The following is a 26,272-nucleotide window of genomic DNA, read 5'->3' on the forward strand; positions in this document are numbered from 1 at the left end:
TATGGTCCCGCCGACGGACGACGCCCAGGAGGCCGTGCCGATGCCGATTCCCCCGCCCGCCCCCACCGCGGCCGACCTGATCGTAGACGGGCTGCGAGCCCACGGTGTCGACACCGTCTTCGGCCTGCCCGGCGTGCAGACCTACGACCTGTTCGACAGCCTGGCCCGCGCGGGCGACGACATCCGGGTGATCGGCGCCCGGCACGAGCAGACCGTGGCCTACATGGCGTTCGGGTACGCCCAGGCGACCGGCCGCACCGGCGTCTACACCGTCGTGCCCGGCCCCGGCGTCCTCAACGCCTCGGCCGCGATGCTCTCGGCTCACGGGGCCAGCGCACCCGTGCTGTGCCTGACCAGCGAGATTCCCCGCGCGTACCTCGGCCGCGGGCTCGGGCACCTGCATGAGATGCCCGACCAGCTGGCCACCCTCCGGACCTTGACCAAGTGGTCGGCGCTGGTCGAGCACCCGGTCGAGGTCCCGGACGCGCTGGCGACCGCCTTCCGCGAAGCCGCGGGCGGGCGGCCGCGGCCGGTCTCCCTGGCGGTGCCCTGGGACGTGCTGGGCCTGCGCGCGCCCGCCGAGGTGGCCGGCCCGCGGCCGCTGCCCCGCCCGGCCGTCGACCCGGCGGCCGTCGCCGAGGCGGCGGAACTGCTGCACGGCGCGAAGAACCCGATGATCATGGTGGGCGGCGGCGCCCGGCACGCGGCCGCCGAGGTCCGGGCGCTGGCCGAGCGGCTGCAGGCGCCAGTGGTGCCGTTCCGCGGCGGGCGCGGCATCGTGGGCGACGACCACCCGCTGGGCTTCACCTGCGTCTCCGGCTTCGAGCGGTGGGCCGAAACCGACGTGGTGATCGGCATCGGGTCGCGGATGGAGCTGTCCTGGTTCCGCTGGCCGGAGAAACCGGCGGGGCTCAAGACGATCCTGCTCGACATCGACCCGCGGCAGGCGACCCGGCTGCAAGCGGACGTCGCGATCATCGCCGAGGCCGCCGACTCGACGGCCGCGCTGACCGAGGCTGCCGGCCCGCGACGGACGGACCGGACCGCGGAGTTCGCCGCGCTGAAGGCGACCGTGGCCGGGCAGTTCACCGATGTCGGGCCCGAGCTGGAGTACCTGCGGGCGATCCGGGACGTGCTGCCGCGCGACGGGTTCTTCGTCGAAGAGATCTGCCAGGTCGGCTTCGCGTCCTACTTCGGGTTCGACGTCTACTCGCCGCGCACCTTCGTCACGTGCGGCCACCAGGGCACGCTCGGTTTCGGCTACCCGACGGCGCTCGGCGTGCAGGCGGCCTTCCCCGACCGGCCGGTGGTTTCCGTGGCCGGCGACGGCGGTTTCATGTTCGCCGCGCAGGAGCTGGCCACGGCCGTCCAATATGGACTGAACGTGGTGGCGGTCGTGTTCGACAACGGGTACTACGGCAACGTCCACCTCGACCAGGAGCGGCTGTTCGAGGGCCGCGCGCTGGGCGGGCGGCTGCGGAACCCGGACTTCGCCCGGCTCGCCGAGACGTTCGGCGCGCTCGGCTTGACCGCGCGCACGCCGGACGACCTGCGCGGCGCGCTCGACAAGGCGTTCGCCGCGGGGCGGCCGGCGCTGGTGCACGTGCCGTGCGAGCTGGGCGTCGGTGCCTCGCCGTGGAAGTACCTGATGCCGAAGTCGGACCGCAGCTAGCCGGCGGCCACGCGCTCGAGCACGGCGAAGACGCGGTCGACGTCGGCCGCGGTCGTCCGCCAGTTGCTGAAGGCCGCACGCAGCGCCGGGTGGCCGTCGTACACGGTCGGGGTGAGGACGGTGGTCCCGTCCTCGGCGATGGCGTCGACGAGGGCGTCGATCCGGTCCTGGGTGACGTCCTCGGCCGGGGCGAAGCACACGACGTTGAGCCGCACCGGCGCGAGCAGCCGCCAACGGGGCGAGCCGTCGAGCCGCGCGCCGAGGTCCCGGGCGAGCGACACGCAGCGCTCGACGATCTCGCGGTGCCCGTCCCGGCCGTAGGCCACGAGCGAGAACCAGGCAGGGAGGGCGCGCAGCCGCCGGGAGTTCTCCGGCGTGAGGTGCAGGAAGTCCGGGGTTTCGCCGATTTCGCCGAGGTAGGCGGCGTTGTTGCTGAACACGCGCAGCTGAAGGTCGCGGCGGCGGGTGAACTGGACGGCGGAGTCGTAGGGCACGTTGAGCCACTTGTGCAGGTCGACGACCACCGAATCGGCCTGGTCGAGACCCGCGACCAGGCCGCGTGCTCCGGCGCGAGCGCGGCGAACCCGCCGAACGCGGCGTCGACGTGCAGCCAGAAGTCGTACCGCTGCTTGAGCGCGGCGATCGCGCGCAGGTCGTCGAAGTCGACGGTGTTCACGGTGCCGGCGTTCGCGACGACGACGGCCGGCCCATCGAGCGATTCGAGCGCTTCGGCCAGCTTCGCGGCGTCGACGGCCTCACGGCCCGGCAACGTCGGCACCTTCCGGAGCGCCGAACGGCCCATCCCGAGGAACGACAACGCCTTCAGGATGCTCGAATGCGGCGAGCCGGACAGCACGGTGACCGGGCCGAGCGCGGCGGCGCCGTCGTCGGACACCGACACCCCGGCGCGCTCGCCGAGCCACTCGCGGGCGATGGCGAGACCGGTGACCGTGGACATCGTGGCGCCGGTGACGAACGCGCCGGAGAACTCCGCGCCGAGCCCGAACAGCTCGGCCAGCCAGCCGACGGTCTCGCGCTCCAGGTCCTGGGCCGAGGAGTCCATGCCGCTGGCGGGGTTCTGGTCGTAGGTGGCGGTGAGCCAGTCCCCGGCCAGTGACGCCGGGGTCGCGCCCCCGGTGACGAACCCGAGGTAGCGGGGCCCGGCACTGCCCGCGAAGCCGGCTTCCCAGCGTTGCGAGAACTCCTCCAGCGCGGCCCGTCCCCCGGCACCTTCGAGCGGCAGCGGCGCCCGGGCCAGGTCGCCGGGCGGGACGGCGGCGGGCCGCTCAGGCAACCCGGCCAGCGCCTCACCGGCAAGTTTCCGCGCGGCGTCGAGCAGTTCGGGCAGGGACTTCAGGTCTTCGGCAAGCCTCGGATGCACCCCACCGACGCTAGGCGCGACGACCGGCCGCTGTCGCGGTCCAATCCCCCGAAACTGGCCCGCGGGCACCGTGTCGACCCTCAAATCACGCGAGTCGACCCGCCAATCACACGTGATGCCCCTTCAATCACGCGAGATGCCCGCCCAAGCACGCGAGATGCCCCGCCAATCACGCGAGATGCCCGCCCAATCACGCGAACCGGCCGTCCGGGCACGCCAACTCGGCCGCCCAGATAGGCGAGCCGACGCCCAGGTACGCGAGCCGACTGTCCAGGTACGCGAGCCGACTGTCCGAGTACGCCAGCCGACGCCCAGATACGTCGGCCGACCCGCAGGCAAGCCGGCCAGGCACGCGAACCGCCCCGCCAAGCACGCCGGCCGACCATCGCGGAACCCGCACCGGCCCGGTCAGCGACGCCGGAGCCGCCGGATCCGGACCTCCGCCGGGTCGAACGCCACCCGCCTCAACGGCACCACGAGCAGCAACACCACCGCCATCGCCGACAGCGCGGCGAGCACCATCGCGGCGACGAACTGGGCCGCGCCCGACGTCGCCGTCCCCAGGACCAGATACCCCGCCAGCACCAACGCGACCGGGGCGAGCAAACCGCAGAGCACCGGCACCGGTGGCACCCGGTCACCGTCGGGGCGGCGGGCGGACACCACCGCCGCCCCGGCGCAGGTGACCGCGGCGACCAGGAGACAGCCGCCGACGGTGTCGCTCAACCGGTGCCAGCCCAGCGCCACGGCCGCGGCCGCGACCCAGGCGACGCCGACCCCGCCGGCCACCAGGGCCTGCGGGCGGAACCGGCGTGGCAGGACGATCGCGAGCGCCACCAGCACGGCCATCGCCGCGCTGACGTGCCCGCTGGGAAAGCTGTTGTGGCTCGCGACGCCGAACCGGTCGCCCGTGCTCGGGCGGTCCAGGACGTACAGCTTGAGCAGCTGCGCCACCATCAGCGGCGCGGCGAGCATGAGCAGGGCCGTCACGCCGAGGGCGAACCGCCGGCGGGCCAGTGCGATCACCACCAGCAGCACCGCGACGCCGCCGAGGACGACCACCAGGTCGGCGTCCCGCAGCGGGGCCGCCCACTCCACCGTCGTCCCCGCGGACTGGGCACTGCGGACGACGCCGTTCTCGACGCCTCTCCCCGCCTCGGTGCGGACGAAGAGCAAGTAGGCCGCGATGAACGCGAGCGCGAACCCGGCCGCGCCCGCCGCCAGTACCGCGGTGCGGGACACGGCCCGGGTCACGAGCGCGTGGCGGCCGGCCGGCGGGGTTACGGGACGTACGTCGGAGATGATCACTGCCATGTCTTCGAGTCTGGCTCCGGCATTTCGAGATCCCGTCAGGGCGATGTCATGGTTTTGCTACAAGATCCGCCCGGGTCGCCATGACGTGCGCTTTTCCGAATAATGGCGCCGTGGCCGAGGTACTGGTGGTGGAAGACGACGCGGCGGTGCGGGAAGGACTGCAACTGGCCCTGCGCCGGCAGGGACACGTGGTGCACACCGCGGAGTCGGGTGAGCTCGGCATCGAGGTGCTCGTGCGCCGGCATCCCGACATCGTGGTGCTCGACCTCATGCTGCCCGGCATGGACGGCTTCGAGACGTGCCGCCGGATGCGCGCGTCGGGACCGATCCCGATCATCATGCTGACCGCGCGCAGCGACGACTTCGACGTCGTGGCCGGGCTCGAAGCGGGTGCGGACGACTACGTCGCCAAGCCGGTCGAACCCCGCGTGCTGGACGCGCGGATCCGGGCCGTGCTGCGCCGGGCCGTCGCGGAGCGGCCGGCCGAACGGCCGGGCGAGCAGCCGGCGCCCGAAGAACGCCACGGCGACCTGGTCATCGACCGGGCCGGGCTCGAGGTGACCAAGGGCGGCGTCCCGGTGTCGCTGACCCCGACCGAGCTGAAGCTGCTGCTGGAGCTCTCGCGCACGCCCGGCCAGGTGTTCAGCCGCCAGCAGATCCTCTCGGCCGTCTGGGACCACGACTACCTCGGCGACTCGCGGCTCGTCGACGCGTGCGTGCAGCGGCTGCGCGCGAAGATCGAAGACGTGCCGGCGAAGCCGGACCACGTGCAGACGGTCCGCGGGTTCGGCTACCGGTTCGGCCGGTCGTGATCCGGCGGATCCGCTCGTGGCTGGCCGGGCTGCGGCCCCGGCTGGTCGCCGCCTTCGCGGTCATCATGATCCTCGGCGCCACCGCCGCGGCCGGCGCGAGCTACGTCTCCGCGCGCAACGCCATCCTCAAGGGCATCCAGGACCAGACGATGCTGAAGCTGCGCGACCAGATCGTCGCGTACCTGCCGACCGTGTCGCTGCCGCCGACCCAGGCCACCCTCGACGCGTTCGCGGCCGCGCTCAAGCCCAGCGGCGCGCTCGTCGTCTACCACGACCTGCACTCGACCTCGGGCATGTCGCTGGAACAGGTGCCCGCCGAGCTGCGCCGGGCCGTGGCGACCAGCACGTACACGCAGTTCCAGCGGGTCGACGCCCAGGGGTTCCCGCAGTTCTACGTCGGGATCCCGGTGCAGACGGCGTCGGGCACGCCGAGCGGCCTCGATGTCTTCGCGGGGACGTCGCTCGACCAGCAACAGGCCGCGATCGACGAGCTGGCCCGCCAGGCCTGGCTGGTCTCCGCGCTCGCTCTCCCGTTCGCGGTGGGGGTGGCCCTGCTGGCCGCGCGGCAGGTGCTGCGGCCGGTCCGCGCGCTGAACACCGCGGCCGACCAGCTCGGCCGGGGCCGCCTCGACGTGCGGCTGCGGGTCAAGGGCTCCGACGAGCTCGCGCAGCTGGTCACGACGTTCAACCACACCGCGGCGGAGCTGGAGCGCACGGTCGGCACGCTGCGCTCGATGGAGGCCGACGCGCGGCGGTTCGTCGCCGACGTCTCACACGAGCTGCGGACGCCGCTCGCGGCGATGAACGCCGTCACCGACGTCCTCGACGAGGACGCGCACCAGCTGCCGGCGGACACCGCCGTCGCCGCTCGGCTGGTGTCGGCGGAGACCAAGCGGCTGACAAGGCTGGTGCAGGACCTGATCGAGATCTCCCGGTTCGACGCCGGCCGGGCGGAGCTGCGGCGGGAGATGCTGGACGTCGCGGCCGCCGTCACCGACAGCCTCGGCGCACGCGGGTGGGAGCCCGGTTCCGGCAACCCCGACGTCGTCGCCGACCTGCCGCCCGGGATCACGGCGGCGCTCGACCGGCGGCGGCTGGACATCGTCGTGGCGAACCTCGTCGGCAACGCGCTGCGGCACGGCGCGCCCCCGGTCGAGGTGGTGCTGCGGGCGGAAGACGGCGACATCGTGCTGACCGTCACCGACCACGGGCCGGGCATCCCCGGCGAGGTGCTGCCCCGGGTCTTCGACCGCTTCGCCAAGGCGGACACGGCCCGGGCGCGGTCCGAGGGCAGCGGGCTCGGGCTGTCCATCGCGCGCGAGAACGCGCGGTTGCACGGCGGCGACATCATTGCGGTCAACACCGGCACGGGCGCGCGCTTCGAGCTGCGCCTGCCCCGGGCGGCCCCGATCGTGGAGGTGCGGTGAAGAAGCTCCTGGTCCTGGTCGTGCTGCTGCTGGTGAGCTCGTGCGGCATCAAACCGACCGGCGCCGTCCCGGCCGGGCCGGCGCCGACGCTGCGCAACACCGCCGGCAGCGGACGCGGGACCGACGTGATCCTCTACCTCGTCATCGACGGCCGGGTGGCCCCGGTGACGCGATCGACCGGTGGTGGCAGCGTGAGCGTCGAGACGGCGCTGTCGATGCTGCTGGCCGGACCGACGTCCAGCGAGGCGGCCGAAGGGTACGTTTCGGCCCTCCCCCGCCAGGCCGAGCCGGTCGTACTGGTGGCCTCCGGGCCGCCCGCGGCGATCACCTTCCCGTTCCCGCTGAAGTCCATCGCCGGAGTCGGCATCAACCAGCTGGTCTGCACGGCGGTCGCGGCGCTGGCGACCGACGGGCAGTACTCGAACGACGGCACGATCTCGATCTCCGGAACGGACGTCCAGCTGCCGTACCAGACGTGCCAGGCGTTCTGAGCGCTGTCTACTGTGGACGCTCGGGTGCCGTGGCCGAGGCGACGAAGATCGGGACGGCGAGGAAGAACCGTCCCGCGGTGGCCCGCGCCGTCTGCTCCCTCAGCCAGGCTTCGAGCTGGGCTTCCGTCGCGACCCCGGCGGCCCCGGCCGCGGCGGCGAGGCCGTCCAGCAGGGGCCGGAGGCCGCCGTCGGTGTCGACCAGGGTCCTGACCTCGACCGCGATCTCGGTGAACCCGGCATCGACCAGCAAGGTCCGGTACTGCCGCGCCGCCCGGGGGCCGGCGATCGCGTCGGCGCGGGCGTGGACGATCGCGCGGGTCAGCGCCGGCCGGTCCGAGTCGAGCACGAGGGTGTCCCAGTCCTGCCCGCACAGCACGACCCGGCCCCCGCCGGCCAGCACCCGCCGAGCCTCCGCGACGGCCGCGGCCCGGTCGGCCAGCTCGTGCAGCACCTTGTCCGCCCGGTAGCCGCGGAACTCACTGTCGGCAAACGGCAGCCGGAGCACATCGGCCTCGACAAACCCGGCGGCCGCGGACGGCGAGCCAGCCGGCGCGGGCAGGCCCGCGCTTCGTGCCCGAGCCGCCGCCAGCATCCGCGGATCGCGATCCACCCCCACCGCGTGCACCCCGCGCCCGCGCAGCTCCGCGACCGCCCGGCCACCCCCACAACCGACGTCCAGGACCCGGTCGCCCGGCTCGCACCGCAACAGCTCGTACGTCGCTTCGCGCAGCTCCGCCGCCCCCGGCAGGGCATCCGCCCGGTCGAGGCGGGCGAGCAACTGGTCCGTCGTCATGCCCGCCATCGTCGGCCTTCAAGCCGACCTGAAGTCAAGCTCCGGGATACGGCCGGACCGACCGGGCCTCGGTCAGCGAGCGGGCCCACCAGCCCAGCTGGTCGAGCATCGCCTTCGCCGCGACCGCCGCCGCGTCGTCGGTCGGCGCGCCGTCCGCGCCGAAGCGAGCGTGGGCGCCGTGGAAGCTGACCGTGTCGCGGATCGTCACCGCGTGGAGCTCGGCGAACACCGCCCTCAGGTGCTCGACCGCGCGCAGGCCGCCCGACATCCCGCCGTACGACACGAACGCGACCGGCTTGGCCGTCCACTCCGCGCGGTGCCAGTCGATCGCGTTCTTCAGCGAAGCCGGATAGCTGTGGTTGTACTCCGGGGTGACCACGACGAACGCGTCGGCCGCGAGAAGCCGCGGAGTCACCTTCGCGATCTCCGCCACAACCGCCGCCGACGGGGCCGAGCCGAACGCCGGCAGCACCATCGGGAGGTCGGGCTCGGCGAGGTCGACGACGTCGACCTCGAAGCCGCCGTGGTCGCCCGCGACGCCGGCCAGCCAGTCCGCCACCACCGGGCCGAACCGTCCTTCCCGGACACTTCCCACGATCACCGCGACCCGCACGGGAGCTTCGGACACACTTCCTCCTTGGCACAGCGGCGTTGTTGCCGTCCGGGCCAGGATCAGACTTCAAGCTCGCTTGAAGTCAAGCGCGCGGCTGTGGTTGGCTGGGAAGCATGGTCAACGCCACAGTCCGGACGCTGCCCGAACTCACCGTCGGCGAACTCTCACGGCGCAGCGGGGTGCCCGCGTCGGCCCTGCGCTTCTACGAGGACGAAGGCCTCATCCGCAGCCGCCGCACCGCCGGCAACCAGCGCCGTTACTGCCGCGACGCGCTGCGGCGGGTGACGTTCATCCGGATGTCCCAGCGGGTCGGCATGCCGCTGTCGGCGATCCGGGAGGTGCTCGCCCTGCTGCCCGACGACCGCACGCCGACCCGGGCCGACTGGGCCCGGATCTCCCAGTGCTGGCAGCACGACCTGAACGCGCGGATCCGCCAGATGGAACAGCTGCGCGACCAGCTCACCGACTGCATCGGCTGCGGCTGCATGTCCCTGGCCAAGTGCCGGCTCGCCAACCCGGGCGACCGGCTGGGCTCCGACGGGCCCGGCCCGCGGCGCTTGGCCGACCACCGCGGGGAAGGTTACGAAGACTAGCGGCGCTCCAGCACGCCGCGGACGAACATCGCCTGCCCGGCGTGCTGGATGTCGTCGTCGAGGACGCTCACCAGCCGCACGCCCAGGGTCACGGGCGGATCCCAGGCCTTGTCGACGATCCGGTCGAGCGCCTGCTCGTCGAGGCCCCGGACGAACCGGACGGTCTGCTCGTGCACGGCGTCGTAGTAGCCGGTGAGCAGACCGGGCTCGTCGACGCGGACCGCCTCGACGTCGGCCGGGCGGTGCCCGTAGCCGGTGTCGCCCGCCGGGAACGGGAGACCGAACCGCGAAAGCCAGTCCTGGCCGGTCCACACCTGGCCGGTCCCGGCCACGTCGGAGACGTGGTCGTCCTGGACCCGGGTCAGGTGCCACACCAGCCAGGCGATCGAGTTGGCCTCGTCGTCCAGCCGGGTCCGGAGCTGCTCGGCGGTGAGGCCCTCCACCGCCGCGTGCACGTTCTCCCGGACCCGGCCGAACCCGTCGACGAGCAGATCGGCCACGTTCATCGGCTGCCTCCCGTTGCTGAACCCGTTCACCGGCGTGCTACCCGATCATGCCCGCCGGCAAACGGATCCGGCTACCGCGGGAGCAGCTGGTCGAAGAACGAGCGGTAGCGCCGCAGCGCGATCCGCAGCTCCTCGGTAGCTGGCTCGCCCTGCCGCCACTGGCCTTCCAGCTCGCTCTTGTGCTCGGCGAACGTGGTGGCCAGCGCGCTGATCACGGCCGCGACCAGCTCGTCGGCCTCGCTGACCGCCTGCTTCGGGTCGTCGACGAAGCCGGTCTGCACGTTCTGCCAGCGGTCGCGGAAGCCGGTGACCTTGTCCTCGTCGATCAGCGGCTGGGCCTCGACGTCACCACCCGACCGCGCGGGCGTGTCCTCCGCACGGGGCTCCTCGGCGGCCGGCTGGGCCGACGCCGAAGCGAGGTCGGCCGTGCTCAAGCTCTGGCCGCCGTCGAACCCCTCGTCGGTGCCGGGTTCGCGGAAGTCCGCGTGGTCGCCGCCGGCGGCGGTGTCCGGCTCGTGGACGTCCTCACGCCCGGTGAAGTCGTCGTCGTGTTCGGCGCTGTGCCGGGTCAGGTGCTCGGTCATGGTCAGCGACCTCCGTTCCACTCGGTCCGCGGCTGCGCGGACGCCTGGTGCTCGTGCTGGGCGGTGTCGTCACGACGGTCGTCGCGGTCATGGTCGTCACGGTCACGGTCGTGCCCGTTGCGGTCGTGCCCGTTGCGACGGTCGTGGTGTTCGTGTTCGTGGTCCCGGTGCTCGTCGTCCGCGCCGTCGGTCAGCAGGTCCTCGAAGACGGTGCGGTAGCGCACCATCGCGTCGCGAAGGTCCTCAGTGGACGCTCCGTCGCTCTTCTGCTGCGTGGTGTGCGCGGCACGGTAGTTCTCGAGGGTCTTGGCGTGCCGCACGGAAAGGTCGGCCACCTGCTGCTCGTACCCCTCGGTGGGGTACCCGCGCTCACCCATCAGCGCCACGAGGAGGCGGTCCGCCTCGCCGACCGCGGTGGACGGCTCGTCGACGAACTTTTCCTGTACCTGCGCCCATTCCCGGGCGTAACGCTCACGCGCCGACGCCGACAGCGGGCGGATGTCGAGCTCCTTGTGACGGCGCTCGCGCTCGGCGAGTTCCCGTTGCGCGGCACGGGGGTTGTCACTCTCCTCGACCGTCCGGTCGTACTCCGGACCGAACCGCTGCTGCAGCCGCTTTCGCTGCATCTCCTGTGTCACAAGCCAAATCACGGCGCCGAGCACCGCGATGGCCACGACGACGATCACGACGATCAGCCATGTGGGCATTGCACAAACTCCTTCACGGACGTCGCCCCCGACGCGTCCGGAGTTCCCGCCCGCCGGGGCCGGAAACCGTGTTCGGGTGCGATTCGGCCGACCGGCCGCGCGGATACGGCCGGATGCCGACCACCCCGGGAGATGTAACGACGATAACACCAGATCACTAGCGTTGTTACCATCGAAGTGCTATCGTCGATAACAGAACGACGGAAGCGGTGATACAGCCACCGCCCTGACCGGAAGAAGGAACCATGAGCACCACCGGAACCCGCGTCGCGATCGTCACCGGCGGCTCCCGCGGCATCGGCCGCCAGGTCGCCGAGCGCCTGGCCGCCGACGGCATGGCGGTCGTCGTCAACTTCGCCGGCAACGAGAAGGAGGCCCAAGCCGCCGTCGACGCCATCACCGAGCGGGGCGGACAGGCCGTCGCCGTCCGCGCCGACGTGGCCGACCCGGCCGCGGTCGCGGAGCTGTTCGACACCGCGGAACGCACATACGGCGGCGTGGACGTCGTCGCCCACCTGGCCGGCGTGATGAACGCGCCGACGTCGATCGCCGACACCGACTTCGAGGTCCTCGACCGCGTGCACCGCACCAACATCCGCGGCACGTTCGCGGTGGCCCAGCAGGCCGCGAAGCGGGTGCGCGACGGCGGCGCGGTGATCACCACCTCGACGTCGGTGCTCGGGCTGAACCTGCCCGGCTACGGCATCTACAACGCGACCAAGGGCGCGGTCGAGGCGATCACCATGATCCTGGCGCGCGAGCTGCGCGGCCGCGACATCACCGTCAACACCGTCGCGCCGGGCCCGACGGCGACCGCGCTGTTCCTCGACGGCAAGGACGAGGAGACCATCGGCCGGATGGCCAAGCAGCCGCCGCTCGAGCGCCTCGGCCGGCCCGAGGACATCGCCGAGGTCGTCGCGTTCCTCGCCGGTCCGGCCCGCTGGGTCAACGGCCAGGCGCTGCGCGCCAACGGCGGAATCGTCTGAGCACCCCGGCCACCGGAAAGGACAGAGCCATGATCATCGTCGTCACCGGCGCCTCCAGCGGGATCGGCGCCCTCTCCGCCCGGGCGCTGGCCCGGGCCGGGCACACCGTCTACGCGGGCATGCGCGCCACCGCCGGCCGCAACGCGCCCCAGGTCGAAGCCGCCGCTGCCTACGCCCGCGACCACGGCGTGGACCTGCGGTCGGTCGAGCTGGACGTCTCCAGCCAGGAGTCCGCCGACGCCGCGATCGCAGCGATCGTCGCCGAGCGGGGCCGGCTGGACGCCGTGGTGCACAACGCCGGGCACATGGTGCTCGGCCCGACCGAAGCGTTCACCCCCGAGCAGCTGGCCGGGCTGTACGACACGAACGTGATCGGCGCGCAGCGGGTCAACCGCGCCGCCCTGCCGCACCTGCGCGCCCAGCGCGACGGGCTGCTGGTGTGGGTGTCGAGCAGCAGCGTCCGCGGCGGCACCCCGCCGTATCTGGCGCCGTACTTCGCGGCGAAGGCGGCCATGGACAGCCTCGCGGTGTCCTACGCGGCGGAGCTGGCGCGGTTCGGGATCGACACCACCATCGTCGTGCCGGGCGCGTTCACCTCGGGCACCAACCACTTCCCGAACTCCGGGCACCCGGCCGACGAGGCGGTCGCGGCGGCCTACGAAGAGCGGTACGCGGGCTTGAGCGACCACGTCGCGGCGAAGCTGGCCGAAATCACCCCGGCCGGCGCGGACGTGGCGAAGGTGGCCGAAGAGCTGACGCGCGTGGTCGGCCTGCCGAAGGGGCAGCGGCCGTTCCGGGTGCACATCGACCCGGCGGACGACGGCGGCTGGCTGGTCGCGGAGGTCGGCGACCGGATCCGGAGCGAGTTCCTGCGCCGGATCGACCTGGGCGACCTGCTCAGCCCGGCGGCCGGCTGAACCGCGTGACGATCACGTGGTCCTTCGCCGGCCCGCGGACCGCCCACTCCTGCCGCCACCGCCGGGCATCGAGCACGCGGTAGCTGCCGCGGTAAAGGTCGGCGCGGCAGGGATGGTCCGTCTCCCAGTGGCCGGCGCGCAGGTCGACGGCGTGGAAGAACCCGCCGTGGTCGAAGTGCACATCGGCGCGGCCGGGCGCGGTGGGCCGGTAGTGGAGCGTCCGGGTCACCGGACCGGTGTACGTGCCGAGCCGCATCTCACCGGCTTCGCGGTAGACGAGGACGCCGTTCTCCTCGGTGAAGGTGGCGGTGCCGGTCACCTCCCCCGCCGGGTCGCCGCCGGCGGTGCGGATTTCGCGGTCGAGCCGCCACTCACCGGCGAAATGCGCGGCCAGGTCGGGAACCGGGAAGTGCTCGTCCATCCCGGCCAGTGTGTCATCCGGCCGTGACCGGCAGCGGCTAGGTTCGGCTCATGCGACTTCCGAGGGGGATGGCCGCGGTGTTCGTGGCGGCCTGCCTGACCGCCTGTTCCGGCCCGCCCGCACCCGCCGCGCCCGCGCCGGCCACCACGACTCACACGACGACCGCCTCGCACACCACCACCGCGCCGCCGACGCCGGTGTTCGTGACACCCGCGAAGGTCACGGCGGCGTGCCCGTTCGTCACCGTTCCCGACATCATGCAGGCCGTGGGCGGTGCCTGGGCGGCCACGGCGGTCGAAAAGCCGCCGCAGAAGGGTTCGTTCCTCTGCACCTACCAGAGCAAGTTCCACGACGCGGCCGCGTTCCAGCTGCGGATCCTCGTCCCGAGCCGGAAGACGCCGCAGGCGCTGGCGGGCGAGGTGGCGAAGACGTGCGGGAAGCCCGCGGTGGCCGTTCCGGGCGCCGGTGCTGCCGCGTTCTACTGCGATGGCCCCGACCAGGACGTCGACGGCATCCCCGAGCAGCAGACGCGGATCGTCGTCGCCAAGGCGAGCCACGGCGAGACCCGGGCGGGTGTGCTGGACGTGCACAGCATCCGCGAGGGCGTCTACACGAACCTGGCGCACCTGCTCGGCGAGCGGCTGTAGGCGGATCCCGCCGCGCCGGAGAGGGCGGCCGGAAGTTGTCGGACCCCGGCTCTAGACTCGGCCGGGTGGCAGCCCCCGAGACGGCAACGGTGTCCGAAGCGCAGGAAACCCTCCAGCGTGTGTTCGGCTACGACAGCTTCCGCGGCGACCAGGCGGCGATCGTCGAGCACGTGATCGCCGGCGGCGACGCGCTCGTCCTGATGCCCACCGGTGGCGGGAAGTCGTTGTGCTACCAGATCCCCGCGCTGGTGCGGCCCGGGGTGGGGGTGGTCGTCTCGCCGCTCATCGCCCTGATGCAGGACCAGGTCGACGCGCTGCGCAACGCCGGGGTCCGCGCCGGTTTCCTCAACTCCACGCAGGACTACGCGGCCCGCCAGGAGGTCGAGTCGGCGTTCCTGTCCGGCGAGCTCGACCTGCTCTACCTGGCCCCGGAACGGCTTTCGGTGGAATCCACCGTGCGGCTGCTCGACCGCGGCAAGATCTCGCTGTTCGCGATCGACGAGGCGCACTGCGTCGCCCAGTGGGGCCACGACTTCCGGCCCGACTACCTCCAGCTCTCCGCGCTGCACGAGCGCTGGCCGGACGTGCCGCGGATCGCGCTCACCGCCACCGCGACCGAGGCCACGCACCAGGAGATCGCGACCCGGCTGAACCTCGACGAGGCCCGCCACTTCGTCGCGAGCTTCGACCGGCCGAACATCCAGTACCGGATCGTCGGCAAGAACTCGCCGCAGCGGCAGCTGCTGGAGCTGCTGCGCACCGAGCACCAGGGTGACGCGGGGATCGTCTACTGCCTGTCCCGGAACTCGGTCGAGAAGACCGCGGAGTTCCTGGTGCAGAACGGGATCCCGGCGGTGCCGTACCACGCGGGGCTCGACGCGCGCACCCGCGCGAAGCACCAGTCGCGGTTCCTGCGCGAGGACGGCCTGATCGTGGTCGCGACGATCGCGTTCGGCATGGGCATCGACAAACCGGACGTCCGGTTCGTCGCGCACCTCGACCTGCCGAAGTCGGTCGAGGGCTACTACCAGGAGACCGGTCGCGCGGGGCGTGACGGCCTGCCGTCCACCGCCTGGCTCGCGTACGGGCTGCAGGACGTCGTGCAGCAGCGCAAGATGATCGACACGTCCGAGGGCGACGACGCGCACCGGCGCCGGCTGGGCGCCCACCTGAACGCGATGCTCGCGCTGTGCGAGACGGTGGAATGCCGGCGCGTGCAGGTCCTCAACTACTTCGGGCAGAAGGCCGAGCCCTGCGGCAACTGCGACACGTGCCTGAGCCCGCCGGAGAAGTTCGACGGCACGATCCCGGCGCAGAAGCTGCTGTCGACCATCGTGCGGCTGCGCAACGAGCGGCGGCAGAAGTTCGGCGCGGGGCAGGTGATCGACATCCTGCTCGGCAAGTCCACGCCGAAGGTCACGCAGTTCCAGCACGACACGCTCAAGACGTTCGGCATCGGCACCGAGCTGCGCGAGCCGGAGTGGCGCGCGGTGGTGCGGCAGCTGCTGGCCCAGGGCCTGCTCGCGGTCGAAGGCGACTACGGATCGCTGGTCCTCACCGAGGCCAGCGCCGAGGTGCTGGGCGGCGACCGCGAGGTGATGCTGCGCCGCGAGCCCGAGCGCGCGGCGGCCGCCAAGGTCCGCGGCACCCGGAAGTCCGCCCCCGCGGTGGACATGCCCGCGGAGGCGGCCCCGGTGTTCGAGCGCCTGCGTGCCTGGCGGGCCGGCGTCGCGAAGGAGCAGGGCGTCCCCGCCTACGTCATCTTCCACGACGCGACCCTGCGCCAGATCGCCACGCAACAGCCGTCCTCGCTGGCCGACCTGGGCACGGTCAGCGGCGTCGGCGAGAACAAGCTCGCCAAGTACGGCGAGGGCGTCCTCGAGGTGCTGGCGGCCGAGTGACCTAGCGGGCGGCGGCCGGCCCCGGCCGGTCGTCCGGCCCGGTCACGGAGTTGACCTTGCGGACCGCCCCGGCGATCTGCTCGTGGTACTTGCCCTTGGTCTTGTCGTCGACGAACTTGGCCGCCTTGCCGACGGCCCCGTTCACCTTTTCGGGGTTCTTCTTGGCGTACGCGCGGGCGGCGCCGGCCGCGCCCGCCAGCACGGTGAGCTTGCGCAGGAAAGCCATGGTCGTCTCCCTAGTCGGTGTGCGGTCATCCTGACAACGCGGACGAACCACCCGGAGGTTCCCCGTGTGACGAGGGCCAAACAAAATTGCCGCGCGAGCGGCGCCCGGCGGCCTCTAGGGTCGGGCTCATGCGCGACCTGGCGGCCCTGCCGAAGGCCCACCTGCACGTCCACCTGGAGAGCACGATCCGGCCGGGCACGCTCCGTGAGCTCGGCGAGGCGAACAGCGTCGCCGTCCCGGCCGAACCGCCGGAGTTCGCCGGTTTTCGCGCGTTCGCCGACTACAACGCGCTCGTCCGGGCCTGTCTCCGGCAGCCTGAGGACTTCGAGCGCATCGCCCGCGAGTACTGCGAAGACGAGCTCGCCCAAGGTACGCGGTACGCCGAAGTCACGTTCACCGCGGCCTCGCACGGGGAACGGCTGGGCGACCTCGAAATGCCGCTGGCGTCCGTCCTCAAAGGACTGTCCGGGCTCGAAACCCGGCTTGTGCTCGACCACTCGCGACGCCGCTCGGTCGACCGCGCCGAGCGCACCCTCGACCTCGCGCTGAAGTACGGCGAAGTCTTCGCGATCGGCATGGCCGGCGAGGAAAACCACTCGCTCCGTCCTTTCGCGACGGTCTTCGAGAAGGCCCGCGCGGCCGGCCTCCACCTGCTGCACCACACCGGTGAGGACGCCGGCCCGGACAGCATCCGCGAGGCCATGGACGTCGGCCTGACCGAACGGCTGGGCCACGGCATCCGCGTCCTCGACGACCCCGCGCTGGTCGCCGAGGTCCGCGAGCGGGGCCTCGCGCTGGAGGTCTGCCCGTCGTCGAACGTGACGCTCGGGCTGGTGCCGTCCCTGCCCGAGCACCCGCTCCCCCGGCTCCTCGACGCGGGGCTGACGGTCACGCTCAACACCGACGTCCCGTCGATCACCGGCGCGAACCTGGCCGGGGAGTACGCCCGCGTCCGGGACGCGTTCGGCTACGACGACGCCGTGATGGCGGACTTCGCGCGGGCGAGCGTCACCGCGTCCTTCGCCCCCGAAGCGACGAAACGACGAATCCTCGAAGACATCGACGCGTGGCTCACACCGGCAGCAGGCGCGTGACCAGCGTGCCGAGCTGGTGCACCGTGCGGCACTCGTGCATCTCGACGACGTCGGCGTACTCCAGCGCGGCCGAGTCGCCGGTCGACCACAGCGAGCGCCGCTCCGGGTTCAGCCAGTAGACGTGCCGGGCGCGGGCCTTGATCTCGCGGACGGCGTCGAGGTTCGGGTCGCCGCCGTTGGTGCGGGCGTCGCCGAGGATCAGTACCGACGTGCGCGGGCCGATGGCGTCGAGCCAGTTCGCCGTGAACTGGCGCAGTGAGCCGCCGTAGTCGCTGTGGCCGTCCCAGCGCACCAGCGCCGCTTCGGACAGCATGCGCGCGCCCAGGTGCTCGGGGTCGGCGGTACCGGTGGTGACCAGGTGGGTGATCTCGTCGGCGCTGTCGACGAACGCGAACACGCGGATCTTGCTGAACTGGTCGCGCAGGGCCTGGACCAGCAGCATGGTGAAGTTCGCGAACCCCGCGACGGACCCGGAGAGGTCGCACAGCAGCACGATCTCGGGCCGGCCGGGACGTCGGTGGCGGTAGGCGGGGCGCAGCGGCACCCCGCCGGTGGACAGCGACCGCCGCAGCGTGCGGCGCAGGTCGATCTGCCCGCGCGTCGTGCGCTTGCGGCGGGCGGCGAGGCGCGTCGCGAGCTTGCGGGACAACGGCTGGATCGTGCGCCGCAGCTCGGCGAGCTGGGCGCGGCTGGCGATGAGGAAGTCGACGCGGTCGGGCGCGGGCGCGATGGCGTGCTTGGCGACGCGCTCGCGGCCGCGGACCTCGGCCGCGCGGCGGCGCGCTTCGGTGCGGACCCGGCCGCGGAACCCTTCGACGCGGCGGCGGATCTCGTCGCGGTCGAGCCGGTCGGTGAACTCGCCGCGCGCGCCACCGCCGCGGACCGCGGCCAGCACCCGGGCGATCAGCGTCTGCGGCTGGAGCCGCTCCAGGGTCTGGTGAGCGCTGAACCCGCCACCGGGACCGGAGGACGAGCCGTACTGGCCGAGCATGTCCACCGCGAGCCCGGCGAGCTGGGACAACGCCTGCTCGTCACCGTCGGCCAGCGCCGTCGCCAGCTCGGAACGCAGCTCCTCCAGCGTCGACGGCTGCTCTTCGCGGGCGCGCTCGGGCGTGCCGATGCCGGCCGGGAAGTACAGGTCGAACGCGGCGTCGAACACCGCGCGTTGCCCGCCGCGCCTGACCAGCGCCGCGGCCAGTCCTTCGCGGACCAGCGAACGGTCGTCCATGCCGAGGACTTCCAGCGCGGCCGCGGCGTCGACGGTCTCGGCGGGGCCGGCCGGGATCCCCTGGGCCCGCAGTGCCTTGACGAACGACGCGAGCCGCTCCGGCACGCCGCCGGTCACGACGCGTCCAGGACCTGTTCGAGCTTCAGGCCGGCGCCGGCCTTGGCGATGTCGTCCTGGTGCTTGAGGACGACGCCGAGGCTCTCCCGCACGACCCGCTCGTCCAGCGTCGACGCGCCGAGCGCGAGCAGCGTGCGCGCCCAGTCGATGGTCTCGGCGACCGACGGCAGCTTGCGCAGGTCCATCGCGCGCAGCGCGGCGATCACCCGGACGACGGAATCCGCGAGCGCGGCGTCGATGCCCGGGACCTTGAGCCGGACGATGTCGCGTTCGAGGTCTTCGTCCGGGAAGTCGATGTGCAGGAACAGGCAGCGGCGGCGCAGCGCCTCGGACAGCTCGCGCGTCGCGTTCGACGTCAGCACGGCGAACGGCGCGCGGGTGGCGGTGATCGTCCCCAGCTCCGGCACGGTCACCTGGAAGTCGCCGAGCACCTCCAGCAGCAGGCCCTCGACCTCCATGTCGGCCTTGTCGGTCTCGTCGATGAGCAGGACGGTCGGCTCGTCCGAGGAGATCGCGGTGAGCAGCGGGCGGCGCAGCAGGAACTCCTCGCCGAAGATGTCCGTGCGGGCGTCTTCCCACGTCTCGTCGCGGCCGGCGGTGATCCGCAGCAGCTGCTTCGCGTGGTTCCACTCGTACAGCGCGCGGGCCTCGTCGATGCCCTCGTAGCACTGCAGCCGCACCAGCCGCGAGCCGCTGACCTGGGCGACGGCCTTGGCGAGCTCGGTCTTGCCGACGCCGGCGGGGCCTTCGACCAGCAGCGGCTTGCCGAGCCGGTCGGCGAGGAACACCGTGGTCGCCACCGCCGTGGACGCCAGGTAGCCGGCTTCGGCCAGCTTGGCCGACACGTCGTCGACGGAGGTGAAGAATCCGGTGCCCACCACGTGCCTCCTAAGCGGTCGCTCACCCGGAGCGTACCCGACCGCCGGGCTAGCATCGGCCGCGTGACCTACGTTGCGGCTTCCGGCCGATACGAATCGATCCCTTACCGGCGCTGCGGGCGGTCCGGGCTCAAGCTGCCCGCGATCTCGCTCGGGCTGTGGCACAACTTCGGCCACGACAAGCCCCTGCAGACCCAGCGCGACATCACCCGCCGCGCCTTCGACCTCGGCATCACGCACTTCGACCTGGCGAACAACTACGGCCCGCCGTACGGCTCGGCGGAGGAGAACTTCGGGCGGCTGCTGGCGTCCGACTTCAAGCCGTACCGCGACGAGCTGGTGATCTCCACCAAGGCCGGCTACGACATGTGGCCCGGCCCGTACGGCGAGTGGGGCTCCCGCAAGTACCTGCTGTCGTCGCTGGACCAGTCGCTCGGGCGGCTGGGCCTGGACTACGTCGACATCTTCTACTCCCACCGGTTCGACCCCGAGACGCCGCTCGAGGAGACCGTCGGCGCGCTCGACTCAGCGGTCCGCGCCGGGAAAGCGCTCTACGTCGGGATTTCGTCGTACAACTCCGAGCGGACCGCCGAGGCCGCGCGGATGTTGCGCGAGCTCGGCACGCCGCTGCTGATCCACCAGCCGTCCTACTCGATGCTGAACCGCTGGATCGAGGAGGACGGGCTGCTGGACACCCTGGAGGAGGTGGGCGCGGGCTGCATCGCGTTCTCGCCGCTGGCGCAGGGGTTGCTTACTGACAAGTACCTGACGGGCGTCCCCGCGGATTCGCGGGCGGCGCAGGGCAAGTCGCTCGACCCGGACACGCTCGACGACGACCGGCTGGGCCGGGTCCGGGCGCTGAACGAGATCGCGGGGCGCCGCGGGCAGTCGCTGGCACAGCTGGCGCTCGCGTGGGCGCTGCGCGACCACCGGGTGACGTCGGTGCTGATCGGCGCGAGCAGCGTCAAGCAGCTCGAGGACAACGTCGGCGCCCTCGGCAACCTCGACTTCAGCTCCGAGGAGCTGACCGAGATCGACGGCCACGCCACCGACGCGGGCATCAACCTCTGGAAGCGGTCCTCGGACGGCTGAACCCGGACGACGGCGGGGCGCCCGGCGCGTCCCGCCGTTTTTCCGGCCTGACGTTTGACCAGATTTCGTATTTAGTCATATGATGGCGTCATGCCTCCTGCCGAAGACCGCGCCGAGCGGGCCGAGCGGATCCTGGACGCGGCCGCCGAGCTGCTGCTGCGAGCCGGCTACCGGCGCACGACGATCGAGGACGTCGCCGAGCGCGCGGACGTCGGCAAGGGGACCGTCTACCTGCACTGGAAGAACCGTGAGGAGCTGTTCCTCGCGGTGCTGCTCCGGGAGTCCGTCCGCAGCATCGAAGACCTCGTCGGGGCGCTCGAAGCCGACCCGCTCACCGCGCGGCTGTCGCGGCTGACCGAGGTCCTGTACACCACCGTGCTGGGGCGCCCGCTGCTGCGCGCGGGGTACGTCGACGACGCCGACACGCTCGGGAAGCTCCTGCCGAAGGTGCACGCCAAGCTCGACCCGCGGCACGACGAGGCGTTCGTCGAGTACCTCGAGCTGCTGGCGGAGAACGACCTGCTGCGCGCCGACCGGCCGGCCCGGCAGCTCGCCGTCGCCTACCAGGCGGTGCTGCACGGCTTCCTCGTCAGCACTCCGCCACTGGAGCCCGCGCTGATCGCCGACACCGTCGCGCACGCCTTCGAGCCGGTCGCCGTCTCGACGATGCGGCTGCGCGAGGTGGCGCCGCGGGTCGTCGCGCTGTTCACCGAATCCGTCGCGCTCGACCGGAAGCAGCTCGAGCGCGCTTACTGAAGGTCCGGGAGGACACATGCGTACGGGGATCCTGATCGACGAGCTGGGCGTCGGCTTCGACGACATGACCGCGCAAGCACGCGAAGCCGCGAAGCTCGGCTACAAGACGCTTTGGCTGGCGCAGCGCGGGGGCTGGGACGCGCTCACGGCGTTGCCCGCGCTCGGCGCCGCGGCACCCGGCGTCGAGCTGGGCACCTGCGTCGTGCCGACCTACCCGCGGCACCCGATCACGATGGCGGCGCAGGCGCTGACCGTCCAGGCGGCGACCGGCGCGCCGGTCCACCTCGGCGTCGGGCTGAGCCACCGGTACGTCGTCGAGGGGGAGTTCGGGTACTCCTACGACCGGCCGCTGCGGCACCTGCGCGAGTACCTCGAGGCGCTGAACCCGTTGCTGCGCGGGGAAAAGGCGGACGTCCACGGCGAGACGCTCACCGCGGCGGGCGGCCTGACCACCCCCGGAGCGGCCCGGCCGGCGGTCCTCGTGGGCTCGGTCAGCCCGCGCTCGACGCGGCTGGCGGGCGAGCTGGCCGACGGCGTGATCACGACGTGGGCGGGCCCGCGGGCGCTCGGCGAGTTCGTGGTGCCGGCGCTCGGGACGGCGTCGCGGGTCGTGTCGGGCCGGCTGATCTGCGTGACGTCCGAAGTGGACGAACGGCGCGCGTGGGTCGAAGAGACCTACGGCGCGGCGGCAGGCGTTCCGGCCTATCGGTCCATTTTGGACCGCGACGGTTACGCGCGCGTGTCGGACAGCGCGATCATCGGCGACGAGGAAACTGTGCGCCGCCAGGTGAAGTCCCTGGAGGACGCGGGCGCGACCGAGCTGCTGGTGATGCCGTTCGGCTCGGCGGCCGAGCAGTCCCGCACCCGCGAACTGCTGGCCGCGTGACCGGCCTCTGGGTGGACGACCTGCGCCCGGCACCGGCGGGGTGGACGTGGGCGAAGTCGAGCGCCGAGGCGATCTCGCTGCTCGGCGCCGGGGAGTTCACCGCGATCTCGCTGGACCACGACCTCGGCGGCGACGACACGACCCGCCCGGTCGTGCGGTGGCTGTGCGAGCACGACCGCTGGCCACCGGAAGTACGCGTCCACACGGCCAACCCGGTGGGCCGGGAGTGGCTCACCGGCATGGCGCGGCGGTACGGGCCCGGCGTCCGCTAGCCGGCACCGCGCGCGCGACGGGCTTGGATCAGGTCGTCGCGGGCGCGGGCGACGCGGGAGCGGACCGTGCCGACCGGGCAGCCGCAGACCTCGGCGGCCTCGGCGTAGGACAGGCCGAGGACCTGGGTCAGCACCAGGACTTCGCGCCGTTCCGGGTCGAGGCCGTCGAGCAGCAGGCCCAGCTCGACGAGCTCTTCGAAACCGGCCGCGGGGTCGCGGGTGCGCTCGGCCGCGGCTTCCCAGTCGGTGTCGGCGATCTTGGGCCGGGCACCCGCGGCGCGGATCTGGTCGACGACGACCCGGCGCGCGATCGACAGCAGCCAGGTGCGCGACGACGAGCGTCCGGCGAAGCGGCGAAGGCTGCCGAAGGCGCGAAGGTAGGTCTCCTGAGCCAGGTCGTCGGCTGCGGCGGCGTCGGTGAGGTGGGCGAGGAAGCGCCAGACGTCGGCCTGCGTCGCGCGGACCCACTGCTCCAGGGCGAGCCGATCGCCGCGACCCGCCGCCATCGCCAGGGCCGTGACGCGCTCGTCGTCCTCACCGCGGGTCATGATCCGGAACCTATCAGTGAGAGGCACCTCCCGGATCCGCCGTCCGGCTGCCGGGAGGCGAGCCGCCGTGCAGGGCGTTATACGACCCTCACTCGACCTGCTTGACCGCCCACTCCGCCCACTCGCGCTGCATCGCCGAGAACCGCTTGCCCCACTCCAGGACCAGGCGGCCGTAGAGCGACTGGTTGTCGTCGCCCCAGTCGATCGAGCCCTCCAGCTCGTCCAGCCGCTCTTCGCGCGCCCGGGCCGACTCGCCCATCGAAGCGACGTAGCCGCGCGCCTGCGCCGGCGAGACCGAGCCGAGGAAGTACACGCGCAGCAACGCGGCGCTGCGCGGCGGGCCACCCGGGTCGACGTCGACCAGCCAGTGCCGCAGTTCCGCGCGGCCGGCCTCGGTGATCTCGTACTCCTTGCGCCCGCGCGGCCCCTCGGCGAGTACGTGGATCATGCCCGCCGCCTCCAGCTTGCCGAGCTCGCCGTAGAGCTGGCTCTGCGTCGCGGGCCAGACGTTGGCCATCGCCCGCTCGAACCGCTTGAGCAGGTCGTAGCCGCTTCCGGGCTCGTCGGCCAGCATGCCGAGCACCGCGTGTCGAAGGCTCATGCCACCCAGTCTGACATTCCACTCTTGACATGTCTACCTAGGAGCTTCTAATTTCGACATGTCAAAGTTGGAACGTCAGGGGAGAGACCGGCATGAACTACCTGAAGAGCTTCCTTCCGTGGATCGCCTTCGCCGTGGTCGCGACGCAGTTCGACTGGCGCTGGTCCGGCTTGACCGGGCTGGTCATCTCGGCCGTGCTCCTGCTGCTCGCCCGCCGCGAAGGCCGCAAGAACGACGCGCTGATCATCGAGTGGAGCGCGCTCGCCTTCTTCGCCCTGCTCACGGCCGTCGCGTTCACCTTCCCCGCGTCGCCGCTGAAGACGTATACCGGCGCGCTCACCGACGCCTGGCTGGCGCTCACCGCCTGGGGCTCCCTCGCCCTGCGACGCCCCTTCACCCTCGGCATCGCCCGCACCATGACGCCGCCGGAGCTCTGGGACAACCCGGTCTTCAAGCGCGTCAACGTCGTCATCACGCTCGTCTGGGCCGTGAGCTTCACCGTCACCGGCCTCGCCGGCATCGCGCTGCTGAACTTCGCCCCGCACGCGACGGCCGCGTTGATCACGCTCAAGGTCCTCGGCTTCGCCGTGCCGGTCGCCTTCACCATCCGTTACCCGCGCATCGTGCGCGCCCGAGCCGAGAAGGCCGCCTGACATGACCACCAGCGACTTCCACCTGAGCGGGGTCTACTCGCCCGTCCACGACGAGCTGACCGCGTTCGACCTCCCGGTGACCGGCGCGCTGCCGCCCGAGCTGACCGGCTGGTACCTGCGCAACGGCCCGAACCCGCGCGAGGACAGCAAGCACTGGTTCACCGGCGACGGCATGGTCCACGGCGTCCGGCTCGAAAACGGCCGCGCCGCCTGGTACCGCAACCGGTGGGTGCGCACCGACAGCTTCGACGACCCGGATCTCAAGCTCTACAACGAAGACGGCACGCGCAACCTGCACGCCAGCGTCGCGAACACGCACGTGGTGAACCACGCCGGCCGCACGCTCGCGCTCGTCGAATCCTCGCTGCCGTACGAGATCACGACGGATCTCGAAACCGTCGGCGCCTACGACTTCGGCGGCGAGCTGGCCGACTCGATGACCGCGCACCCGAAGATCTGCCCCACGACCGGGGAGCTGCACTTCTTCGGCTACGGCAGCATCACCGCGCCGCATGTCAGCTACTACCGCGCCGACGCCGACGGCAAGCTCGTCGTCAAGCAGCCCATCGACGTCCCGGGGCTGACGATGATGCACGACTTCGCGCTCACCGCGCAGCACGCCGTCTTCTACGACCTGCCCGTGGTGTTCGACCACGCGTCGGTCGGCAAGGGCATGCCCTACCGGTGGGACGCGGGCTACGGCGCCCGGCTCGGCGTGCTGCGCCGCGACCGGCCCGAAGCCGGCGTGCGCTGGCTGGAGATCGAGTCCTGCTACGTCTTCCACACGCTCAACGCCTTCGACACGCCGGACAGCCGGATCGTCGTGCACGTCATGCGGTACGACCACCAGTGGTGGGCCGGGCACGAGGACCCGCCGGCGTCGCTGTGGCGCTGGACGATCGACCTCGCCGCCGGCACGGTCACCGAGGACCGACTCGACGACCGGCAGGGCGAGTTCCCCCGCATCGACGACCGGCTCGCCGGGTCCGACGCGCGCTTCGGGCACGTCACCGGCCGCGACGTCCTGCGGCGCCACGACCTGCACGCCGGCACCGCCACCGAGCACGTCTTCGGGGAAGGACACGTCCCGGGCGAAGCGGTGTTCGTCCCGGCGGAACACGGCGAAGGCTGGCTGCTCTCCTACGTCTACGACAAGGCCGAGGACCGCAGCGACCTCGTCGTGCTCGACGCCGGGAACGTCGCCGCGGCGCCCGTGGCGACCGTCCACCTCCCGCAGCGCGTTCCCGCGGGCTTCCACGGGAACTGGCTGCCGGACGCTTAGGCGAACTTCGTCTTCGGCCGCTCCTGCCGGACGTCGTCGACGTAGACGTCGACCTTCTCGTCGAGGAACGCCACCAGCCCGGCGACGCGCTCGCTCTCCGGCAGCGGCGTCGGGTAGCTCCACGCGAGGTCCTCGTGCCCGGTGACGTCGAAGTGGTCGGCCGCCCCCTTGTACGGGCAGTGCGTCACGGCGTCGATCTTCTCGAGGAGATCCATCCGGACGTCGACGCGGGGCAGGTAGTAGCGCGTCGGCAGGCCGGTCTCGAACAGCAGGTGCGGCCGCACGGTGTCGGCGACGGTGACGCCGTCGACCTCGATCCGCACATGGCGCGAGCTCGGCAGGATGTCGACCCGGACCCCGGGGTCGCGCGGGTGCGTGAAGATCTGTTCGTCCTCTTCGAACCAGTCGAAGGCGCCGAACTCGAAGCGGACGTGGTCCCGGAGCTCCTCGATGGGCGAATCCGGGTATTCCAGCGCGGCGTCCACCGCCTCGGCTCCGCCACCCTTTATCGTCGACAGAACGCCTTCTCCGCGGCTGGGCGAGTGCGACGTCCGGCCGGAGGGGGCGACAACGCCGCTCACGACGTCCGCGCGCGGGAAGTAGTAGGTCGGGTAGTAAGGAACTTCCCACACCAGAAGGGGGTGCACCGTGTCCGCGACGACCTGCCCGCCGAGGAACACGCGTACCCGTTTCGCGCCTTGTGCCACGCGGACCCGGCCGCGTACCGGAGTGCTCATGCTCCGGTCAACGGGTCCCGAAGCGGGCGTATTCCGGCGGAACCGGGGCTCGGGCGGCTAGCGTGGCAGGAAGTACGAGGACGACTGGAGGCGGGCACGGGTGGCCGGCGTAGATGTTCCAACGGTCGGGACCCCCG

Annotated in this window: 29 protein-coding genes and 1 pseudogene; 16 read left to right on the forward strand and 14 right to left on the reverse strand. The window is 72.2% G+C overall.

The window, feature by feature from the left end; genetic code table 11:
* Position 1 precedes the first annotated feature (1 nt).
* The gene (locus ACZ7OU_RS39095) at positions 2-1,672 is read left to right on the forward strand and encodes a thiamine pyrophosphate-dependent enzyme (protein ID WP_470259172.1); all 1,671 of its coding nucleotides are present in this window, start codon (positions 2-4) and stop codon (positions 1,670-1,672) included.
* Here ACZ7OU_RS39095 and ACZ7OU_RS39100 read toward each other — a convergent pair.
* Positions 1,669-3,122 (reverse strand): annotated as a pseudogene (locus ACZ7OU_RS39100) (pyridoxal phosphate-dependent decarboxylase family protein). The gene ACZ7OU_RS39095 and the pseudogene ACZ7OU_RS39100 sit on opposite strands and share 4 nt — an antisense overlap.
* Before the next feature lie 339 nt (positions 3,123-3,461).
* Positions 3,462-4,367, reverse strand: a complete 906-nt coding sequence (locus ACZ7OU_RS39105; RefSeq protein ID WP_470259173.1) for a phosphatase PAP2 family protein — start codon at positions 4,365-4,367, stop codon at positions 3,462-3,464.
* 110 nt (positions 4,368-4,477) lie between these two features.
* Between ACZ7OU_RS39105 and ACZ7OU_RS39110 the strand changes: the two genes are divergently transcribed.
* The 3 genes from ACZ7OU_RS39110 to ACZ7OU_RS39120 all read left to right on the forward strand — a co-directional run bounded on the left by ACZ7OU_RS39110 (position 4,478) and on the right by ACZ7OU_RS39120 (position 7,097).
* A complete protein-coding gene (locus ACZ7OU_RS39110; protein WP_470259174.1) occupies positions 4,478-5,179 on the forward strand; it encodes a response regulator in 702 nt (233 codons plus the stop codon).
* A 65-nt stretch (positions 5,180-5,244) separates the two neighbouring features.
* Positions 5,245-6,606: an ATP-binding protein gene (locus tag ACZ7OU_RS39115; RefSeq protein ID WP_470259672.1), complete on the forward strand. Its 1,362-nt coding sequence runs from the start codon at positions 5,245-5,247 to the stop codon at positions 6,604-6,606.
* A complete protein-coding gene (locus ACZ7OU_RS39120; RefSeq protein ID WP_470259175.1) occupies positions 6,603-7,097 on the forward strand; it encodes a hypothetical protein in 495 nt (164 codons plus the stop codon). Before ACZ7OU_RS39115 ends, ACZ7OU_RS39120 begins: the two co-directional genes overlap by 4 nt.
* Positions 7,098-7,104: 7 nt before the next feature.
* Here ACZ7OU_RS39120 and ACZ7OU_RS39125 read toward each other — a convergent pair whose 3' ends face one another.
* A complete protein-coding gene (locus ACZ7OU_RS39125) occupies positions 7,105-7,890 on the reverse strand; it encodes a methyltransferase domain-containing protein (RefSeq protein ID WP_470259176.1) in 786 nt (261 codons plus the stop codon).
* Positions 7,891-7,924: 34 nt separating this feature from the next.
* Positions 7,925-8,518, reverse strand: a complete 594-nt coding sequence (locus ACZ7OU_RS39130) for an NADPH-dependent FMN reductase (protein ID WP_470246301.1) — start codon at positions 8,516-8,518, stop codon at positions 7,925-7,927.
* Between the two features lie 98 nt (positions 8,519-8,616).
* On the opposite strand from ACZ7OU_RS39130, the gene soxR reads away from it, so the two are divergent.
* Positions 8,617-9,096, forward strand: a complete 480-nt coding sequence (soxR, locus tag ACZ7OU_RS39135; protein WP_470246300.1) for a redox-sensitive transcriptional activator SoxR — start codon at positions 8,617-8,619, stop codon at positions 9,094-9,096.
* On the opposite strand, the gene ACZ7OU_RS39140 is transcribed toward soxR, so the two are convergent.
* The 3 genes from ACZ7OU_RS39140 to ACZ7OU_RS39150 form a co-directional block, all read right to left on the reverse strand.
* Positions 9,093-9,602, reverse strand: coding sequence for a mycothiol transferase (locus ACZ7OU_RS39140; protein ID WP_470246299.1), 510 nt, complete (start codon positions 9,600-9,602; stop codon positions 9,093-9,095). The two genes, soxR and ACZ7OU_RS39140, sit on opposite strands and share 4 nt — an antisense overlap.
* Positions 9,603-9,673: 71 nt before the next feature.
* A complete protein-coding gene (locus ACZ7OU_RS39145; protein WP_470246298.1) occupies positions 9,674-10,186 on the reverse strand; it encodes a hypothetical protein in 513 nt (170 codons plus the stop codon).
* A 2-nt stretch (positions 10,187-10,188) separates the two neighbouring features.
* Positions 10,189-10,893 carry a hypothetical protein gene (locus ACZ7OU_RS39150; RefSeq protein WP_470259177.1) on the reverse strand — a complete coding sequence of 235 codons (705 nt, stop codon included), beginning with the start codon at positions 10,891-10,893 and terminating at the stop codon, positions 10,189-10,191.
* Between the two features lie 245 nt (positions 10,894-11,138).
* Between ACZ7OU_RS39150 and ACZ7OU_RS39155 the strand changes: the two genes are divergently transcribed.
* Together ACZ7OU_RS39155 and ACZ7OU_RS39160 are read left to right on the forward strand one after the other, a co-directional pair.
* A complete protein-coding gene (locus ACZ7OU_RS39155) occupies positions 11,139-11,879 on the forward strand; it encodes an SDR family oxidoreductase (RefSeq protein ID WP_470259178.1) in 741 nt (246 codons plus the stop codon).
* 29 nt (positions 11,880-11,908) lie between these two features.
* On the forward strand, positions 11,909-12,796 hold the full coding sequence (locus tag ACZ7OU_RS39160) for an SDR family NAD(P)-dependent oxidoreductase (protein WP_470259179.1): 888 nt from the start codon (positions 11,909-11,911) through the stop codon (positions 12,794-12,796).
* Here ACZ7OU_RS39160 and ACZ7OU_RS39165 read toward each other — a convergent pair.
* Complete coding sequence (locus ACZ7OU_RS39165; RefSeq protein WP_470246294.1) at positions 12,777-13,217, reverse strand: DUF6314 family protein; 441 nt, start codon at positions 13,215-13,217, stop codon at positions 12,777-12,779. The two genes, ACZ7OU_RS39160 and ACZ7OU_RS39165, sit on opposite strands and share 20 nt — an antisense overlap.
* A 50-nt stretch (positions 13,218-13,267) precedes the next feature.
* Here ACZ7OU_RS39165 and ACZ7OU_RS39170 point away from each other — a divergent pair, with 50 nt between their 5' ends.
* Positions 13,268-13,864: a hypothetical protein gene (locus tag ACZ7OU_RS39170; protein WP_470259180.1), complete on the forward strand. Its 597-nt coding sequence runs from the start codon at positions 13,268-13,270 to the stop codon at positions 13,862-13,864.
* Positions 13,865-13,929: 65 nt separating this feature from the next.
* The gene (gene recQ, locus ACZ7OU_RS39175) at positions 13,930-15,765 is read left to right on the forward strand and encodes a DNA helicase RecQ (RefSeq protein WP_470259181.1); all 1,836 of its coding nucleotides are present in this window, start codon (positions 13,930-13,932) and stop codon (positions 15,763-15,765) included.
* Between the two features lies 1 nt (position 15,766).
* On the opposite strand, the gene ACZ7OU_RS39180 is transcribed toward recQ, so the two are convergent.
* Positions 15,767-15,991, reverse strand: coding sequence for an antitoxin (locus ACZ7OU_RS39180; RefSeq protein WP_470246291.1), 225 nt, complete (start codon positions 15,989-15,991; stop codon positions 15,767-15,769).
* A 128-nt stretch (positions 15,992-16,119) separates the two neighbouring features.
* On the opposite strand from ACZ7OU_RS39180, the gene add reads away from it, so the two are divergent.
* Entirely contained in the window at positions 16,120-17,085 is a 966-nt protein-coding gene (gene add / locus ACZ7OU_RS39185) for an adenosine deaminase (protein ID WP_470259182.1), read from the forward strand.
* Here the strand turns inward: add and ACZ7OU_RS39190 are convergent.
* Together ACZ7OU_RS39190 and ACZ7OU_RS39195 are read right to left on the reverse strand one after the other, a co-directional pair.
* Positions 17,063-18,430: a vWA domain-containing protein gene (locus ACZ7OU_RS39190; protein ID WP_470259183.1), complete on the reverse strand. Its 1,368-nt coding sequence runs from the start codon at positions 18,428-18,430 to the stop codon at positions 17,063-17,065. The two genes, add and ACZ7OU_RS39190, sit on opposite strands and share 23 nt — an antisense overlap.
* Positions 18,427-19,308: an AAA family ATPase gene (locus ACZ7OU_RS39195; protein WP_470259184.1), complete on the reverse strand. Its 882-nt coding sequence runs from the start codon at positions 19,306-19,308 to the stop codon at positions 18,427-18,429. Before ACZ7OU_RS39195 ends, ACZ7OU_RS39190 begins: the two co-directional genes overlap by 4 nt.
* Positions 19,309-19,371: 63 nt before the next feature.
* On the opposite strand from ACZ7OU_RS39195, the gene mgrA reads away from it, so the two are divergent.
* The 4 genes from mgrA to ACZ7OU_RS39215 all read left to right on the forward strand — a co-directional run bounded on the left by mgrA (position 19,372) and on the right by ACZ7OU_RS39215 (position 22,314).
* On the forward strand, positions 19,372-20,400 hold the full coding sequence (gene mgrA / locus ACZ7OU_RS39200; RefSeq protein ID WP_470259185.1) for an L-glyceraldehyde 3-phosphate reductase: 1,029 nt from the start codon (positions 19,372-19,374) through the stop codon (positions 20,398-20,400).
* A 90-nt stretch (positions 20,401-20,490) separates the two neighbouring features.
* On the forward strand, positions 20,491-21,156 hold the full coding sequence (locus tag ACZ7OU_RS39205; RefSeq protein ID WP_470259186.1) for a TetR/AcrR family transcriptional regulator: 666 nt from the start codon (positions 20,491-20,493) through the stop codon (positions 21,154-21,156).
* 16 nt (positions 21,157-21,172) lie between these two features.
* Positions 21,173-22,042: a TIGR03564 family F420-dependent LLM class oxidoreductase gene (locus ACZ7OU_RS39210; RefSeq protein WP_470259187.1), complete on the forward strand. Its 870-nt coding sequence runs from the start codon at positions 21,173-21,175 to the stop codon at positions 22,040-22,042.
* Entirely contained in the window at positions 22,039-22,314 is a 276-nt protein-coding gene (locus ACZ7OU_RS39215) for a cyclic-phosphate processing receiver domain-containing protein (RefSeq protein WP_470246284.1), read from the forward strand. The genes ACZ7OU_RS39210 and ACZ7OU_RS39215 overlap by 4 nt, the downstream gene beginning before the upstream one ends.
* On the opposite strand, the gene ACZ7OU_RS39220 is transcribed toward ACZ7OU_RS39215, so the two are convergent.
* Together ACZ7OU_RS39220 and ACZ7OU_RS39225 are read right to left on the reverse strand one after the other, a co-directional pair.
* Complete coding sequence (locus tag ACZ7OU_RS39220; protein WP_470259188.1) at positions 22,311-22,862, reverse strand: sigma-70 family RNA polymerase sigma factor; 552 nt, start codon at positions 22,860-22,862, stop codon at positions 22,311-22,313. The two genes, ACZ7OU_RS39215 and ACZ7OU_RS39220, sit on opposite strands and share 4 nt — an antisense overlap.
* Positions 22,863-22,950: 88 nt before the next feature.
* The gene (locus tag ACZ7OU_RS39225) at positions 22,951-23,463 is read right to left on the reverse strand and encodes a PadR family transcriptional regulator (protein ID WP_470259189.1); all 513 of its coding nucleotides are present in this window, start codon (positions 23,461-23,463) and stop codon (positions 22,951-22,953) included.
* 92 nt (positions 23,464-23,555) lie between these two features.
* On the opposite strand from ACZ7OU_RS39225, the gene ACZ7OU_RS39230 reads away from it, so the two are divergent.
* Together ACZ7OU_RS39230 and ACZ7OU_RS39235 are read left to right on the forward strand one after the other, a co-directional pair.
* The gene (locus tag ACZ7OU_RS39230; RefSeq protein ID WP_470259190.1) at positions 23,556-24,116 is read left to right on the forward strand and encodes a hypothetical protein; all 561 of its coding nucleotides are present in this window, start codon (positions 23,556-23,558) and stop codon (positions 24,114-24,116) included.
* A 1-nt stretch (position 24,117) separates the two neighbouring features.
* On the forward strand, positions 24,118-25,398 hold the full coding sequence (locus ACZ7OU_RS39235; RefSeq protein WP_470259191.1) for a carotenoid oxygenase family protein: 1,281 nt from the start codon (positions 24,118-24,120) through the stop codon (positions 25,396-25,398).
* Here ACZ7OU_RS39235 and ACZ7OU_RS39240 read toward each other — a convergent pair.
* Positions 25,395-26,135, reverse strand: coding sequence for a DUF427 domain-containing protein (locus ACZ7OU_RS39240; RefSeq protein ID WP_470259192.1), 741 nt, complete (start codon positions 26,133-26,135; stop codon positions 25,395-25,397). The genes ACZ7OU_RS39235 and ACZ7OU_RS39240 overlap by 4 nt on opposite strands.
* Between the last annotated feature and the right edge of the window lie 137 nt (positions 26,136-26,272).

The organism is Amycolatopsis sp. NPDC114505 (assembly GCF_055633615.1).

What these genes read in the sequence shown, in the direction of transcription:
- ACZ7OU_RS39150 (WP_470259177.1), bottom strand. Translation starts at nt 10,893, where the DNA reads ATGCCCACATGGCTGATCGTCGTGATCGTCGTCGTGGCCATCGCGGTG.
- ACZ7OU_RS39240 (WP_470259192.1), bottom strand. Translation starts at nt 26,135, where the DNA reads ATGAGCACTCCGGTACGCGGCCGGGTCCGCGTGGCACAAGGCGCGAAA.
- ACZ7OU_RS39165 (WP_470246294.1), bottom strand. Translation starts at nt 13,217, where the DNA reads ATGGACGAGCACTTCCCGGTTCCCGACCTGGCCGCGCATTTCGCCGGT.
- add (WP_470259182.1), top strand. Translation starts at nt 16,120, where the DNA reads ATGCGCGACCTGGCGGCCCTGCCGAAGGCCCACCTGCACGTCCACCTG.
- ACZ7OU_RS39160 (WP_470259179.1), top strand. Translation starts at nt 11,909, where the DNA reads ATGATCATCGTCGTCACCGGCGCCTCCAGCGGGATCGGCGCCCTCTCC.
- ACZ7OU_RS39125 (WP_470259176.1), bottom strand. Translation starts at nt 7,890, where the DNA reads ATGACGACGGACCAGTTGCTCGCCCGCCTCGACCGGGCGGATGCCCTG.
- soxR (WP_470246300.1), top strand. Translation starts at nt 8,617, where the DNA reads ATGGTCAACGCCACAGTCCGGACGCTGCCCGAACTCACCGTCGGCGAA.
- ACZ7OU_RS39095 (WP_470259172.1), top strand. Translation starts at nt 2, where the DNA reads ATGGTCCCGCCGACGGACGACGCCCAGGAGGCCGTGCCGATGCCGATT.
- ACZ7OU_RS39230 (WP_470259190.1), top strand. Translation starts at nt 23,556, where the DNA reads ATGAACTACCTGAAGAGCTTCCTTCCGTGGATCGCCTTCGCCGTGGTC.
- ACZ7OU_RS39220 (WP_470259188.1), bottom strand. Translation starts at nt 22,862, where the DNA reads ATGACCCGCGGTGAGGACGACGAGCGCGTCACGGCCCTGGCGATGGCG.
- ACZ7OU_RS39235 (WP_470259191.1), top strand. Translation starts at nt 24,118, where the DNA reads ATGACCACCAGCGACTTCCACCTGAGCGGGGTCTACTCGCCCGTCCAC.
- ACZ7OU_RS39115 (WP_470259672.1), top strand. Translation starts at nt 5,245, where the DNA reads ATGATCCTCGGCGCCACCGCCGCGGCCGGCGCGAGCTACGTCTCCGCG.
- ACZ7OU_RS39210 (WP_470259187.1), top strand. Translation starts at nt 21,173, where the DNA reads ATGCGTACGGGGATCCTGATCGACGAGCTGGGCGTCGGCTTCGACGAC.
- ACZ7OU_RS39140 (WP_470246299.1), bottom strand. Translation starts at nt 9,602, where the DNA reads ATGAACGTGGCCGATCTGCTCGTCGACGGGTTCGGCCGGGTCCGGGAG.
- ACZ7OU_RS39225 (WP_470259189.1), bottom strand. Translation starts at nt 23,463, where the DNA reads ATGAGCCTTCGACACGCGGTGCTCGGCATGCTGGCCGACGAGCCCGGA.
- ACZ7OU_RS39180 (WP_470246291.1), bottom strand. Translation starts at nt 15,991, where the DNA reads ATGGCTTTCCTGCGCAAGCTCACCGTGCTGGCGGGCGCGGCCGGCGCC.
- ACZ7OU_RS39145 (WP_470246298.1), bottom strand. Translation starts at nt 10,186, where the DNA reads ATGACCGAGCACCTGACCCGGCACAGCGCCGAACACGACGACGACTTC.
- ACZ7OU_RS39105 (WP_470259173.1), bottom strand. Translation starts at nt 4,367, where the DNA reads ATGGCAGTGATCATCTCCGACGTACGTCCCGTAACCCCGCCGGCCGGC.
- ACZ7OU_RS39155 (WP_470259178.1), top strand. Translation starts at nt 11,139, where the DNA reads ATGAGCACCACCGGAACCCGCGTCGCGATCGTCACCGGCGGCTCCCGC.
- ACZ7OU_RS39205 (WP_470259186.1), top strand. Translation starts at nt 20,491, where the DNA reads ATGCCTCCTGCCGAAGACCGCGCCGAGCGGGCCGAGCGGATCCTGGAC.
- ACZ7OU_RS39170 (WP_470259180.1), top strand. Translation starts at nt 13,268, where the DNA reads ATGCGACTTCCGAGGGGGATGGCCGCGGTGTTCGTGGCGGCCTGCCTG.